General features: G+C 51.7%; 16 protein-coding genes and 1 riboswitch. Of the genes, 1 reads left to right on the forward strand and 15 read right to left on the reverse strand.

Annotated elements, in window-relative coordinates:
- Positions 1-97: 97 nt before the first annotated feature.
- Together NST44_RS04930 and pth are read right to left on the reverse strand one after the other, a co-directional pair.
- Entirely contained in the window at positions 98-328 is a 231-nt protein-coding gene (locus tag NST44_RS04930) for an anti-sigma-F factor Fin family protein (protein ID WP_007132873.1), read from the reverse strand.
- A 76-nt stretch (positions 329-404) separates the two neighbouring features.
- Positions 405-968, reverse strand: a complete 564-nt coding sequence (gene pth, locus NST44_RS04935; protein WP_028406017.1) for an aminoacyl-tRNA hydrolase — start codon at positions 966-968, stop codon at positions 405-407.
- 108 nt (positions 969-1,076) lie between these two features.
- On the opposite strand from pth, the gene NST44_RS04940 reads away from it, so the two are divergent.
- Positions 1,077-1,277, forward strand: a complete 201-nt coding sequence (locus NST44_RS04940) for a hypothetical protein (RefSeq protein ID WP_007132871.1) — start codon at positions 1,077-1,079, stop codon at positions 1,275-1,277.
- Positions 1,278-1,432: 155 nt separating this feature from the next.
- Here NST44_RS04940 and NST44_RS04945 read toward each other — a convergent pair whose 3' ends face one another.
- From NST44_RS04945 to NST44_RS05005, 13 genes are all read right to left on the reverse strand, one after another.
- The gene (locus tag NST44_RS04945) at positions 1,433-2,386 is read right to left on the reverse strand and encodes a ribose-phosphate diphosphokinase (protein ID WP_007132870.1); all 954 of its coding nucleotides are present in this window, start codon (positions 2,384-2,386) and stop codon (positions 1,433-1,435) included.
- Positions 2,387-2,465: 79 nt separating this feature from the next.
- Positions 2,466-3,860: a bifunctional UDP-N-acetylglucosamine diphosphorylase/glucosamine-1-phosphate N-acetyltransferase GlmU gene (gene glmU, locus NST44_RS04950; RefSeq protein ID WP_028406018.1), complete on the reverse strand. Its 1,395-nt coding sequence runs from the start codon at positions 3,858-3,860 to the stop codon at positions 2,466-2,468.
- A gap of 110 nt (positions 3,861-3,970) precedes the next feature.
- Positions 3,971-4,255, reverse strand: a complete 285-nt coding sequence (gene spoVG, locus NST44_RS04955) for a septation regulator SpoVG (protein ID WP_006207419.1) — start codon at positions 4,253-4,255, stop codon at positions 3,971-3,973.
- A 185-nt stretch (positions 4,256-4,440) separates the two neighbouring features.
- Complete coding sequence (purR, locus tag NST44_RS04960) at positions 4,441-5,268, reverse strand: pur operon repressor (protein ID WP_007132868.1); 828 nt, start codon at positions 5,266-5,268, stop codon at positions 4,441-4,443.
- Positions 5,269-5,369: 101 nt separating this feature from the next.
- A complete protein-coding gene (gene ispE, locus NST44_RS04965; protein ID WP_007132867.1) occupies positions 5,370-6,233 on the reverse strand; it encodes a 4-(cytidine 5'-diphospho)-2-C-methyl-D-erythritol kinase in 864 nt (287 codons plus the stop codon).
- A 184-nt stretch (positions 6,234-6,417) separates the two neighbouring features.
- The gene (locus tag NST44_RS04970) at positions 6,418-6,600 is read right to left on the reverse strand and encodes a small, acid-soluble spore protein, alpha/beta type (RefSeq protein ID WP_028406020.1); all 183 of its coding nucleotides are present in this window, start codon (positions 6,598-6,600) and stop codon (positions 6,418-6,420) included.
- Positions 6,601-6,972: 372 nt separating this feature from the next.
- Positions 6,973-7,248, reverse strand: a complete 276-nt coding sequence (veg, locus tag NST44_RS04975; protein ID WP_007132865.1) for a biofilm formation stimulator Veg — start codon at positions 7,246-7,248, stop codon at positions 6,973-6,975.
- A gap of 306 nt (positions 7,249-7,554) precedes the next feature.
- The gene (gene yabG, locus NST44_RS04980) at positions 7,555-8,451 is read right to left on the reverse strand and encodes a sporulation peptidase YabG (protein WP_251537916.1); all 897 of its coding nucleotides are present in this window, start codon (positions 8,449-8,451) and stop codon (positions 7,555-7,557) included.
- Positions 8,452-8,587: 136 nt separating this feature from the next.
- On the reverse strand, positions 8,588-9,472 hold the full coding sequence (rsmA, locus tag NST44_RS04985; RefSeq protein ID WP_340898072.1) for a 16S rRNA (adenine(1518)-N(6)/adenine(1519)-N(6))-dimethyltransferase RsmA: 885 nt from the start codon (positions 9,470-9,472) through the stop codon (positions 8,588-8,590).
- Position 9,473: 1 nt separating this feature from the next.
- A complete protein-coding gene (rnmV, locus tag NST44_RS04990) occupies positions 9,474-10,022 on the reverse strand; it encodes a ribonuclease M5 (protein WP_028406023.1) in 549 nt (182 codons plus the stop codon).
- Positions 10,023-10,250: 228 nt separating this feature from the next.
- Complete coding sequence (locus NST44_RS04995) at positions 10,251-11,441, reverse strand: ubiquitin-like domain-containing protein (protein ID WP_144871837.1); 1,191 nt, start codon at positions 11,439-11,441, stop codon at positions 10,251-10,253.
- Between the two features lie 276 nt (positions 11,442-11,717).
- Positions 11,718-11,931, reverse strand: a riboswitch (cyclic di-AMP (ydaO/yuaA leader).
- A 210-nt stretch (positions 11,932-12,141) separates the two neighbouring features.
- On the reverse strand, positions 12,142-12,909 hold the full coding sequence (locus NST44_RS05000) for a TatD family hydrolase (protein ID WP_340898075.1): 768 nt from the start codon (positions 12,907-12,909) through the stop codon (positions 12,142-12,144).
- Between the two features lie 159 nt (positions 12,910-13,068).
- Positions 13,069-14,358: an HD domain-containing protein gene (locus tag NST44_RS05005; RefSeq protein WP_340901417.1), complete on the reverse strand. Its 1,290-nt coding sequence runs from the start codon at positions 14,356-14,358 to the stop codon at positions 13,069-13,071.
- Positions 14,359-14,461: the final 103 nt, after the last annotated feature.

Below are 14,461 nucleotides of genomic sequence, written 5' to 3' on the forward strand. Positions count from 1 at the left end.
TTGGGCAACGCTGCCAAGGCTAACACACGGCGGCTGCCGAACAAAGCAAGCCGCCTGATGTCTTCTACCATATTTTATCTTGTACCCCATTATACGCTCATTGAAGGGGATTTGCCAAAAGACTCAGCTCCGGATGGGCCTCAAGCGCCTCCCTGCAGTGGTCGCAGGTGACCTTAACCATCACGTCGCCGTTCAAATCATACGCTATTATATCCTTGCGCTCCTCAGGGGTCAAGGAATCGAATCCGAGCTTTTCTTCCGTTATGACGCTCGAATCGATCCGGCCCTGAAAGGCTCGACAATGTCTGCAAACGTAGGTTATCGCCATCATATGCCTCCTGAAGGTCGTATATACCCTTCAGTATGCCCGGAAATCTCCCGTTTCAGACTATGATTCTGCGTGGCTATGCGTTATTGAATTTCGCCATGGTCTGCTCAAAGGTGTGATCCAGGCTGAACTCCAGTGCATCGCAGGTCATGTCCACCATGCTCTGCAGCTGCTCCCGTTCGCCCTTTGGAAATGCCCCAAGCACATAATCCACGATGGCGTAACCCGGCTCCGGTCTCGAGATGCCCATCCGGATGCGGTTAAAGGTTTGGGTCCCGGTATGCTGAATGATGGACTTGATGCCGTTATGCCCGCCCGCGCTCCCTTGATACCGGAGACGGATCCTCCCAACGGCTGTATCGAGATCATCGTAGACAACAATCATATCTTCGAGCGGCGCCTTATAATAATCCATATAGGCCCGCACCGCTTCGCCTGACAGATTCATAAAGGTCATCGGCTTGATCAGCACCGTTTTGGTACCGCCGATCATGCCCTCGGCAATGACCGATTTGCATTTGCTTTGGTTGAATTTCATGCCATGGCGCTCTGCCAGAGCATCCAATGCCATAAACCCAACGTTATGGCGTGTTTTCTCATAAGCTGGACCGGGATTTCCCAATCCGACAATCCATTTCATCGCAGTTAATTCCTTTCACGATTAGTACTTTCTTCTTAACCTGTATTTCGAGTACAATATGAACAAAACCTATTGGTATTTATGCCCTCATAAGAAGGTGAATCGGTTTTGAGAGATTATGAACAGAAATTGACGCATCACAGCCATTTTCAATACCATATGAAGCATGGCATCCCCGTTCAAGTCTACGAGCTCGGGTGTCATGTCGACGTAGGCCTGATCACGGCCGTCGACGCTTATTTTGTCGAGCTGGAGGGAACGGTGTACAACCGCAATACATTTACCTTTATTTCAAGACCTGGATATTGATGACACCTGCCATGAACTTGGGGGTAAATCATTTAGAATATCGCATTTTTGAAAACGGTTACTTTCCTGCTATGCATAATATTCACGAGGTCAGGATAGCAGGCAAGGGCTACATTTCCTGCAAGCAGAAGATGTAACCCTTACGGCCAGGTTTGTTATTCTATTTCAAACAATTTGCTGATGGATAATTCCTCGTGTACCCGGATAATCGCTTCTCCCATGAGCGGAGCAACAGACAGCACGGTCAGCTTGCTGCTCGGATTCGGATGTGTGATTGGAATGGTGTCCGTCACAACAACTTCCTTCAGCGGCGAGTTTTCCAAGCGTTCATGGGCAGGACCGGACAGCACCGGATGCGTACAGCAAGCATACACTTCCTTCACGCCGCCTTCCATCAGCGCGTTGGCGCCGAGTACGATCGTGCCGGCAGTATCGATGATATCGTCGATCAGAATCGCGGTCTTGCCTTCGATATGTCCGATGATGTTCATCACTTCGCTGACGTTCGGCTCCGGCCGCCGCTTATCGATAATAGCCAGCGGGGCGTTCAGGAAATCAGCAAGCTTCCTTGCGCGCACGACGCCGCCATGGTCCGGGGACACGACGACAGGATTCTCGATTTGCTTCGAACGGAAATATTGGGCAAGGATCGGAACACCGAGCAAATGATCCACCGGAATATCGAAAAATCCCTGGATCTGCATCGCATGCAGGTCCATCGTAATGACGCGGTGAGCGCCGGCTTTCTCAATCAGGTTCGCCACCAACTTGGCGGTGATCGGATCACGCGAACGAGCCTTGCGGTCTTGACGGGCATATCCGTAATACGGGATGACCACGTTGATGCTCTTTGCCGATGCCCGCTTGAGCGCATCCACCATAACCAGCAGCTCCATCAAGTTGTCATTCACCGGAAGGCATGTGGACTGCACAACGTAGACATGGCAGCCGCGTACGCTCTCGGAGAGCTTCACTTGAATTTCGCCATCGCTAAAGCTGGTCGTAAGCGATTCTCCCATCGGAATACCGATATAGTCGGCAATTTGATGGGCGAGCTTTGGATTGGAATTACACGTAAATATTTTTAATTTAGAATCAAGATAAGTCATAGAATAAAAACCCTCCGTGCTGGTTCGTTGAATTAGGCTATCCGATCACCGCTTCACGTCAATTTAGGAAGCCGGCGTATTACGATTCCCTGTTCTTCTTGGCTTTAGCGCGCGCCCGGATCTTCTCCGCATAACCCGGCTTGTTCTCCTGACGCTGTCTTGCGATGGCCAGATCATTCTCATCAACCGACTGGGTAATGGTCGAGCCGGCAACCACAAACGCGCCTTTGCCGACTTTGACCGGCGCAATCAAATTGACATTGCTGCCGATAAATGCGTCGTCCTCGATTTCGGTAACGGACTTATTATAACCATCATAGTTGACCGTAATCGCACCGCAGCCGATATTGACGTTTTTCCCGACCTTGGCGTCGCCGACATAGCTAAGATGCGACACTTTCGAGCCATTGTCGATCGTTGCATTCTTCACCTCGACAAAGTCGCCAACCTTCACGTCCTCACCGAGCTTGGCGCCCGGACGAAGATAAGCAAACGGGCCTACCGATGTGCGGGCTCCGACTTCTGCCTTGCTCAGCACCGATTGCTTGACGCTGGCACCGTCCGCGATGGCAGAATCCTCAATATCCGAATTCGGTCCGATTACGCAGTTCTCCCCAATGACGGTATTGCCCTTCAGCACCGTTCCCGGATACAGCACCGTATCGGCTCCGATGGTCACATCGGCACCGATATACGTCGACGCCGGATCGATGATCGTAACCCCGTTCAGCATATGCATACGGTTAATGCGCTCCCGCATGAAGCCTTCGGCTTCGGAGAGGGCCAACCGGTCATTGACGCCGATCGACTCCGCGTAATCATCGGTCTGATAAGCAAGCACGGTTTCGCCGGCTTCCTTCAGGATGCCGATGCAATCGGTCAGATAATATTCCTGCTGCGCGTTCTGGTTCGTCACTTTTTCCAGTGCAGCAAATAGCTTTTTATTATCAAAACAATAGGTACCGGTATTAATCTCAGTGACCGCATCCTCTGCAGGGCTGCAGTCCTTCTGCTCCACGATCCGCTGCACGCTGTCATCTCCGCCGCGGATGACCCGGCCGTAGCCCTTCGGGTTATCCATATGTGCCGTCAATACCGTTGCTGCCGCGTTATTACTTTCATGCAGTTTCAGCAAATTTTCCAGGGTGCTTGACGTCACAAGCGGAGTGTCCCCGCAAATCACGATCGTCGAGCCTTCTTCCCCGCCAAGAAGATCCTTGGCTTGCTTCACAGCGTGGCCCGTTCCGAGCTGCTGCTCCTGTAAAACATATTCCGCTGCGTCCTGCAGGTACGTGCGAACGGCTTCAGCGCCATGTCCAACCACCACAACGCTGCGCTCACAGTTCACCTGCTGTACCGTCTGCAGTACATGTCCTACCATCGGCTTGCCACAAACAGGATGCAGCACTTTATATAGTTTGGATTTCATACGTTTGCCCTGCCCAGCGGCGAGCACAATAGCAAATCTTTTCAAGGGCCATGCCTCCTCCTCTTGAACTCACTACTGAATATATCTCATTCTACAAAAAAAGAAAAGAGAGCCACAAATATGGCTCTCTTTTCCTTGAACCCCAATTGTAAATCTTAAGCGCCTTCTTCAATCACTTCTTCTTCTGTAGCCGCACGCTCATACTCGGCCAGGACAGCCGATTGAATCTTCTCGCGGGTACCCGAAGAAATGGGATGGGCAATATCGCGGAATTCTCCGTCCGGAGTGCGTTTGCTCGGCATTGCGACAAACATTCCATTGTTTCCGTCGATGACTCGAATGTCGTGAACGACAAATTCATTATCGATGGTAATGGATGCGATTGCCTTCATTCTCCCCTCAGAGTTAACACGGCGGAGTCTGACATCCGTAATTTGCATATGTGTTCACCACCTTTTTCCATCAGAGACTTGGGTAGTATAATTCCACACAGCAAACACGAAATCCTTCTTTTTTGTCCTATAAAATGTCCTAAAATCAGGAATTTTTTTTAGAATGTGATATTTTCGACAGACTTCGTGCCCATTCGGATGGAAACGCTATTATATCGACAAAAAATGCAATGTTATTTCTCGAAATAATTTCCAGGATTCACGGTAATCATTTTGGTTTTGGCATCCACGTCGCTCAATCGGGCTAGCGATATATAGTCCTGAAGAAGCCTCTCCTCGTTCTCTACTGCCCCTGACTCCACCAATACGCCCACACCTGCGACTTCGGCATTAAATTCTCCAAGCAAGTCGACCATTCCCTGAATGGTGCCTCCGGCCTTCATGAAATCATCCACGATAAGGACGCGGGAGCGCTCCTTGAGTGCCCGGCGGGACAGTGACATCGTATGGATGCTTTTATGGGAGCCGGAAACATAGTTGATGCTTACGGCCGATCCTTCCGTTACTTGATGGTCCCGGCGGACTAGTACGACCGGCAGGTTAAGCTGTGCCGCGGTCGCATAAGCGAGCGGAATGCCCTTCGTTTCCACGGTCATCACCACGTCGATCTCCCGGTCGGAGAACGCGGTGGCAATAATTTTGCCCGCTTCGTTCATAAGCGATGGCTGACCGAGCAGATCGGACATGTAGAGATAGCCTCCCGGCAGAATCCGGTCGGACTGCTGCAGCTGCCTGCACAGCTCCTCGGCAAAAGCGAGGGCGTGGTCTCTGCGCAGCTTCGGAATGTATCGTACGCCTCCTGCGGCGCCGGCGAGAGTCTGGAGCTCTCCAAGCCCCTCGTTCTCAAATACGTCCTTAATGATCGCCAAGTCCTCGCTAATGGACGACTTGGCCGCACTATAACGCTCGGCGAACGTCGTCAAGGGAATCAACGTATGCGGTTCAGATAGTAAATATTGGGTCATATCGACCAATCGTTCGCTTCGTTTTAATTTTTTCACTGGGATTCCTCGCTAAATCCGAATATTATATGTTAAATATAACATCTTTGTACGTATTTATACAACTCAGATTGAAATTCTCCCCCGAAGCCGTGTCCATTTTATGCATTTCCGGTTAGCAGACGGACCGCATAAACCTCTTTGCAGAATCCCCGAAGGCCGTTATAAATGCGGGCGACTTTAGACTCCCTGGATACCAGACCGAAGACCGTCGGGCCGCTGCCGGACATTAGCGCGCCATCCGCGCCCAGCTTCAGCATGCCTTCCTTCAGCTGCTGAACCTCCGGATGCATCTTCAAGGTAACCTCCTCCAGCACGTTTCCGAGCTCTTTGCACATCTGGTGGAAGCTGCCCTGCTCGAGCGCCCCGATCATCCGCTCCGCCGACGGGTGCGCCTGGATTTGATCACTGCGCAGTCGTCCGTATACCTCTGCCGTCGATACGTTGATCGGCGGCTTCGCCACGATTACCCAGCACTGAGGCGGACTCGGGATCGGCTTCAGCACCTCGCCTCGCCCGGTAGCCAGGGCGGTTCCGCCGCTCACGCAGAAGGGCACATCGGAGCCGAGCTCAGCTCCAAGCTTAAGCAGCTCCTCTTTCGGGATATTCAACCCCCAGAGGCGGTTTAGTCCCCGCAAGGTCGCCGCCGCATCGCTGCTGCCTCCTGCCAGTCCCGCTGCTACCGGAATTTTTTTGTCGAGGTGGATATGTACACCTTTCCGCACGTCGTAGCGCTCTTTAATGAGTCTTGCTGCCTGAAAGGCCAAATTCTTCTCGTCCAGAGGGATGTAACCCGCCTGGGACGTTATGATGATGGTGTCCCGCTTCTGCTCCGACATTTCGAGCCGGTCGGCAAGGTCAATCATGGTCATGACCATTTCCACCTCATGGAACCCATCCGGGCGCTTATGGAGCACATCCAGCATCAGGTTGATTTTGGCCGGTGCTTTTTCGTATATTTTCAAGAACGTTCACCTATCCTTAGCTTTTCCCTATGCATGAACTTACCATATCCAGAGAAAAACTTCTATTGCCTCTATCTTAACAAACTCGGGCTTCGAAGTCATGGACCCGGTTTTACGTCTTCCGATCTGAACAGAGAGCCCTCCGTCACCGGAGGGCTGCTTGCCGCATTCACTTACGAACAGATTAGAGATCGGATTTCTTGGCAGCCCGCTCCGCAAGCTCAATCGCGCGTTTTACCATATTGCCGGCGTCCTTCGCGCGAATGCCGCCCCAGCCTTCCTTCTCCACCGTATCGTAGAATCCAAGCTCTTTTGCCAATTCAGTCTTGAGCTGCTCTGACATGATACTGCGTCTTCTCCGGCCCATCCTAAACGCCTCCTTGGATGATTTCGTGATCATAACGGCAGTGACGAGCGCATCCTCAGCGAGCAAGCCTCGGTCCACCGGACATCATCGAATCAGCTCGCATCATCCCTCTGCCCAGGCACCGGAAGTTGTTCGCTGCAGAAGATCCGCTCCCGGTTAGTATGCCTACCCGGATCTCCTCTCATTCCAGGCTGTCGATGGCATCCTCTCCTGATTATGCGAAAGCCGGGCGGTAAAAGAGCCTGCCTCGGCCCCCTGCTCTATAAGGCAGATATACGCCCCATGATCCCTGCTTGACCCGGAACCCTCCAGGGAAAACAAAAACAGCCTCCGCTAACGAAGGCTGTTCTCTCGTGACATATCGTCATGTCGTTATGACTTGATATAGGTGATTCGCATCTGGTTGTCATCGCCGGTCACCATGATTTCCACGGTTTCGGTCAGAATATCGGCATAACTGTAAGACACGCGTTTAAAGGTCTGCTGGTCTTGATCCAGCTTAACAATGAAAACAGAAGGGTACGTTTCTTCCAAAACACCAGTACGCTCGACGGTCTTACGGCGGCCACCGTTAGCCCGAAGCGTAATTTTTTGCCCTAAATGGGCATCGAGACTGCGTTTGATTTCCAACAGCGCATTTTTAGCCATTGTCGACGACCACCTCTTTCCTTGTCCATTATACCGAACTTCCAGCATTTTGTCAAATCAAAAACATTAATTATATCAGCATCAAAAATACGTTGTCAATGTATTTTTTTTAGCCCGGCAAATCTCATTTCCATTTGCATTAATATGCGCTAAATCGACAAGCTTTATGTATGATATTTGACAATTTTCTTCACCGTATAGAACAAAGTAAAAAAACCCCGGTGCCCGGGGTTTTCTCAGCCTATATTCGGTTCTTCATCATCCTTGCGTCTTCGCATTCGAATGCCTCGCCGAACAAAGCACCGCTTAGCTGACGGAAGGCGTTACTTTCAATGTCGACAGATCCTGGAGGCTCGGCAGGCCGATCCTGTAGCTGCCCCTGGTCTCAATTCCGCCTACGCCTTGACTGCCGCTGATTGTATGGTGGATTACATCGTTGAGGTTGACCGTTTCCCGAACCGACGTATAGGCGGTCTTGGCGGCCACATAGACCGGGTCTAGGGCATGGATGAGAATTCTGCCCGGCGAGCTCGCAAAATTGGCTCCTGCCTGCAGCAGCGCTTCAAAATGCGACTGGCACGCTCCAGCCACGATAACCAAGGTATCCAGGTTCCGCTCATATTGCCGGGCCACCTGGATCGCCGATACGAAGTTATGCGAATTTTTGTAGCTGTCCAGACTGTATAAATCATACGGCTGTCTTCGCTTAAGAACCCCGTCATGACCTGTAATCACGACGATATCGGGTCGAACCCGCGGAAGGAGCCGATACAACGTATCGGCCATCGCCGATTCATTCACATAATGGCCTTCCGCAGGGACCCGAAGCTGGTTATAAAGCGCCATGCTCTTCTTCAGATACTGGGGATCCCCGTCCAGATGCAGGACCTTGCCCGGAACGTCGAAATATCCTTTAGCAGCCTGCGGGCCGCCGTTATTCCTAAGGCTCTTCAGCTGCCGCTCACTTTCTTCCTGTCGGCGCTTCTGCAGGCTCTCCAGCGTCTCATTCGCCTTAATCTGTGCCTGCTTCGTTCGCTCGCTTACGGCGGGATGCGGTACCTGGATCAGGTCATCGGCGGGAGCGTCGGCCAGCAGCCGGAATTCCGTGCCTTTGATGACGATAAGATTATGCCGCAATCCTTCTACCCGGAACGTTACATCGCCGCCGTAGGATTTACGAACGACCAAGTCTCCCAAGTTCATCACAACATCACCCCTACCCTATGGTATGGGCTAATGGAGCCATTGGTTCGTCATGGCGGCAATTTTCCCTCAGGCGGCTTGCCTTGACCTGATTGAATATCCTAAAGCCATGAACAGACCACACTTCGTTCCGTTTCTAACGAATCCCCGCCTCAAACAGGACATTGCTCAGCCGTGCGTACTCCTCGATGCTCAGCGTCTCTCCCCTGCGCTTCGGATCGAGCCCCGCTTCCTCCAGCAGCTGCTCCAGCCGCTCGCGTCCTTCATCGGCGAAGAACCGGCTCTTCAGGTTGTTGGCAATCGTCTTTCGCCGCTGGGCGAATGAGGCTTGAACCACCTCGAAGAAAAAGGACTCATCCTCAACCGAAACCGGAGGCTCCTCCCTTACCGCGAGCCGAATGACGGCCGATTCCACATTGGGCTGCGGGATGAACACGGTATGCGGAACGATGCAGACGAGCTTCGGCTCGCTGTAATATTGAACTGCAATGCTGAGGCTTCCGTAATCCTTGCTTCCCGGCGCTGCGGCCATCCGCTCGGCGACCTCTTTCTGAATCATGACCACAATATTCTCCAGCGGCAGCTTCTCTTCCAGCAGTTTCATCAGAATAGGGGTCGTCACGTAATACGGCAGATTGGCGACAACGCTTACCTTCCCCACCTCCGCGAAATCCTGGCGGAACAGCTCGTGCAGATCCACCTTAAGGACATCTCCATGATGAACTTTAACGTTATCGTAAGGCTCCAGCACTTCCTTAAGAATCGGAATCAGGCGCTGATCGATCTCTACTGCGGTAACGGCTCCGGCCATCTGAGCCAGCTTCTCTGTTAACGCCCCGATGCCGGGACCGATCTCAAGCGCACCTTTCTCTTTATCAAGGCCGGCCGCCTCCACAATCTTGCCCAAAATATTCTGGTCGATCAGAAAATTCTGTCCCAGGCTCTTCTTAAAGGAAAAGCCATGGCGGGCAATGATCTCCTTCGTGCGTCTAGGTGTCGATATATCTTCCATCCGGTTCATATCAGCTTTGGCCTCCCTCTTCCAGCTGCGCAAGCGCCGCCAGAAACTCTTCACGCGATATTTGAAACATCGCCATACGTTTATGGAACTGCTTGGAGTTGCAATACCCGATACCCAGGACATTTCCCATGAACATTCTCCGGGCTGCAGCCTCCGGATGAGCCGTCAGCCCCGCATCGATCATATCCTCCAGGCTGATCTGACTCTCCGCCCCCTCAAATGAGGTGTGGACGCGATCCAGGGCATGACGTATAGCCTCCGGAGATGCGTTCTCGACTCCGATATCGCCCTTGCGCGTCGCATCCGCCTCCGGTATGAAGGCGTGCTTGCAGCCGGGGACATGACGGTCGATGATCTTGCGAATCCGTTCCCCTGCATGATCGGGGTCTGTCAGGATAATAACCCCCCTGCGCTCCTTCGCGAGGGCAATACGGCGCAGCGTATGCTTATTAATAGCAGAGCCGCCGGTCTCGATCGTGTCGGCATCCACCGCACGCTTGATCGCTACCGTATCGTCCCTGCCTTCAACCACAATTACTTCTCGGATCATAACGTTCTCTCTTCCTTCCCAAAAGGACACATACCGCCTGTCCGACCGTTCTCCTTGAATCGGCATCGGCTGAAACCATACGGCGTATTTTTTACATGATGGCCCCAAAAATGCGACCAATACGCCGCAAAACAAAAGAAGAGGAGTTTCTCCTCTTCTTCATTATGATCTATTATAAGCTAAATTCGTTAGCATTAGAATGGCAATGTCATTAGAAATTGGGATTCATTAGTTCAAATCAGGCTTTACGGGACCGATCACATAAACGGTGCGCCCCGATTTCCGGCCAAAGTTCATGGCCGCTTTCAGCGAATCGTAATACACATCAATTTTATGTCCCTTAATCGCTCCGCCGGTATCCTCTGCACGGCGGAAGCCAATGCCTTCGATGTACACCCACCAGCCGATCGGAATGATGCTCGGATCAACTGCAATCGTCCGGCCCTCGGTTACCCGTGTTCCGGAAGCCGTGCGGGTTCCGATTCCCGCCTGCTCAGCGGAATATGCGGTCATTGAAACATTATTCAGCACTTTCTGGTATTTGAAATCAACACCCGCTCTGGAGATGACGTTATTCTCCGTCGCTTTGGCGGTGGATACCTTTCTAGTGCCCGTAAGCTTCGCTGGGGCAGACTTCACATTTGGAGTCGCTGCCGCTTGAAGCACGACAGGCTTCTCTACCTTCTTCGTGCCTACGGCAATAATTTTGTCCTTCGTCTTACGCTCGACCTCTTGCGAGACCTTCGTCTTGGATACGAGCTTGCCGTTATGGTACACCTTCTCGTAGTGATGAACGAGAACGCCCGGCTCGCCCCGCTGAATGACACGGTTATCACCGCGCTCCAGCGACGGATCCGCAGTCTTGATGACGCGGAACTCACGGTTCTCCTTCTCCGATACGGTCTGCTTCGTAACCCGAACGATTTGAATGTCCATATCACTGGTAAGCTTGGTGTCCTGTGACGGCTTTACTATATCTTCACCCTTGATCGTAATGCCAGCTTCTTTGAGTACACTATCGACCGTGTCCTGGGTCGTGAATATGGTTTTGGTGGTGCCCCCTACTGTTACTTTAACTGGGATTGCACGGTCAATGATAATCCGGTCCCCATCCTGGATCGTCCCGTTTAAAGGCATCGAGACCTGATCCTGCGGATTCAGCGTGATCGCTTGCTCATCCAGCAATTCCTGAAGCAACGATCCTCTGGTTTCTACCGTGGTTACGCGGCCATCGACCACAATTTGAACTTGCTTGCCCGATTGATCATGGATAACCAGCGATACGAGAAGTGATACCGTAACAGCCCCCATGGCGCCGAGCATCATCAATTGACGCAAATTCTCATGCTTCCATCGCAATGCGTAAGACATGCTGGATGATTGTGATTCATGGGTTTCTTCAGGTTGAAAAATGCCCACTATTCCATCCTCCTTCATAGTCCCGCCGTCTTAGGTAACGCATGAATGCCTTTGACGTGACTATAGCAGTTATTCTCGCAAGGCGTGCTGCTATCTATCTAACGCCCTGCGTCAATCCCCGTCTTCCCGTTCACCACTAGGAATCACCTCCTGTTTACCAACAGTATGACGACACCTTCTCCAATATTCAAAAATAAAAGAAGCCAGCGTGAAAGAGTACTAGAGGCTCTAACGTGGCTTCCTGATGATTGAAATCATGGAAATGGTATGCACGAGAATTCCCCTCTTACTTCGCTTACGGAGTTAGCTGTCGGGTTCGGACGTAAGAGAGACGCCCTAGATCCGGTCGCCCGCTCATGGCGAGGACCTTCACATTCACCCCAAAGACCCGATAAAGAAATCATATACGGCTCGTGCACGACAGTTTACCATGCACGGCAGTATCGGTTCCCCCGTTCCCCAGACTTCGGAGATTAAGCGAGACGGTTCATGAAATATGATCGCTGAAGTTTCAGCTTGCAAACTTGCAGCTTCTTATCACTGAAAAGATGATATCCTGTTTCCATGCAGGTTGTAAAGGAACAATCAAGCACATTTTTTGATGTAAATGGTTAAAAAATTGTAAAACAATCGTCTTTTCAGGTTAAAAAACTTTAATTAATCGCAATTCCTCACTATTTCATCGCTTTTGCTCCCGTTTTCACGAAATGCCAAATCGTTCCAGGGCATTTTTAGTGGTAATTTGGACCAGTTCATCGAAGGACATGCCTCGAATTTCGGCTGCCGTCTCGGCCACCAATTTCACATAAGCGGACTCATTTCGCTTCCCTCGGAAGGGGTGTGGTGTCAGGTAAGGCGAGTCCGTTTCAATGAGCAGACGATCGAGCGGAACCTTGGCCAGAACCTCCTTCGGCTGCTTGGCGTTTTTGAACGTGATCGGCCCGCCGAACGAAATATGAAAGCCCATATCCAGGCATAGCTTGGCCGTTTCCCAGCTGCCTGAGAACGAATGCATCACGCCGCCAACCTCATGAGCCTTCTCTTCCTTCAAAATCTTCACGATATCCTCATGCGCATCACGATTATGAATTACAATCGGCATACGGAGCTCCCGGGCCAGTCCGATTTGGCTGCGCAGCACCCGGTGCTGCACCTCCTTCGGAGACGTATCCCAATGATAATCGAGGCCGATCTCCCCGATCGCAACGACTTTCTCATGACTGCAGAGTGAAGCGATCCATTCCAGGTCGCCCTCCTCCATCGTGATCGCATCCACAGGATGCCAGCCTACCGCCGCATATATAAAATCATACGTCTCCGCCAACTTCATCGTGGTCGGAATCGTTTCACGATTAAATCCGATATTGATCATCCGGCTGACGCCGGCTTCAAGCGCCCGGGCAATGGTTTCCTCCCGGTCCTCGTCGAATTGGGGAGCATCCAGATGGGTGTGTGTGTCGAACAGCATATTCTCTCCCACTCCTTTCTTGTCGATCCTTGATCGTATCTTATCCAGCATAATCTTTATCATTCAGTTCTATGGTTGTCCATTATCAATGCCTCGTGCGTCCGGCCTTGAACCAGGTCCATCCATGATCCAAGCCATGGTCCATCGAATATAACGGACTCATCCCTGCCTGCGAAATAAATCCGCAACTTCGGCCGGCATCCGGTCAAGCAGCGGCTCTACCCTCTCCTCTGGGTAATATAGATAATTCCGGCCCTTATGGATCCCGCTAATGGAGCGTACGATATCGGACACCTCGGAAATTTCCCGAAGTTGGTCATGCCGGTCCAGCAGCAGAATTTGCTTCTCGTTCAACGGCATGCCCGAATGAAACTTATCATAAGGAAGATCGGTCGGAAAATCAATCTCCACATCATACGCGGGATCAAGACCCGCCTCCCGAAACGCCTGGCGGATGGCGTCGATTGTCTCCGGATTGCCGGTGTCGATTTCTATATATTTATAGAGCTTCCGATGGATGAATCGGCCGCATAATTCGCTAAGGAGCTGGTCTTGCTCGGCCGTCCATTGCAGAAACGCCGTTTGAATGAGCGCCTCATCCAGCCGCAGATACTCCTGAACGGTCAAGCGGCCTTCGAACAGAGCCGGCAGCGGTTCGATCATGAACTGAAACGCATACCCTGCTTCATAGAGCTCCTTCGCCCGGCGGAAAATCTGGCGCAGTATGATTTCCGAGCTTCTTGTTACCGGGTGGAAATACACCTGCCAGTACATTTGATATCTGGACATGAGATAATCCTCTACGGCATGCATCCCCGATTCCTTCACAACGATCCGGTCCCGGTGCGGCCGCAGCATCCGCAGAATCCGGTCAATGTCGATCGTCCCGTAATTGACGCCGGTGTAATAGGCATCGCGCAGCAAATAATCCATTCGGTCCGCATCCAGCGGACTCGTCACCAGATTCATCACGATCGGTTTGTCATACGTCTTGCGGATGACGGAAGCGACCCGCTCCGGGAAGTCCTCCCCCAGCTCCAGGAGCACCTTGTTCACGCACGTATCGCCGAGCAAGATCCGGCATGTCCAATCCTCGTGGTTCATCTGAAACGCCTCTTCTATAGAATGGGAAAATGGTCCGTGCCCGAGATCATGCAAGAGCGCTGCACATAGGGCCACTTGTCTCTCTTCCGCAGGCCAATCGGAGTATCCTCTTCGCTCGAATTGCGAGATGATTCTTCTTGTAATTTCATAGACACCCAAGGAATGGGAGAATCGGCTGTGCTCTGCGCCATGAAACGTCAGATAGGACGTGCCCAGTTGCCTGACCCGGCGAAGCCGCTGAAATTCCGGCGTGTCGATTAACCGCCAGATAATATCATCCTGTACATGAATATAATTATGAACCGGATCTTTAAACACTTTTTCCTCTGAGATTGGCAGGCGCATCATAAATCACTCCTTAAGTCATAAATTTAGGACTTGGACTATTTTCACTTCTTTTGACATCTAATGTCGAACAATGTCGAATTAGGTAATTTGGCGCTTTCCA

Source organism: Paenibacillus sp. FSL W8-0919 (genome assembly GCF_038003785.1).
Classification (GTDB): Bacteria; Bacillota; Bacilli; order Paenibacillales; family Paenibacillaceae; genus Paenibacillus_AQ; species Paenibacillus_AQ lactis.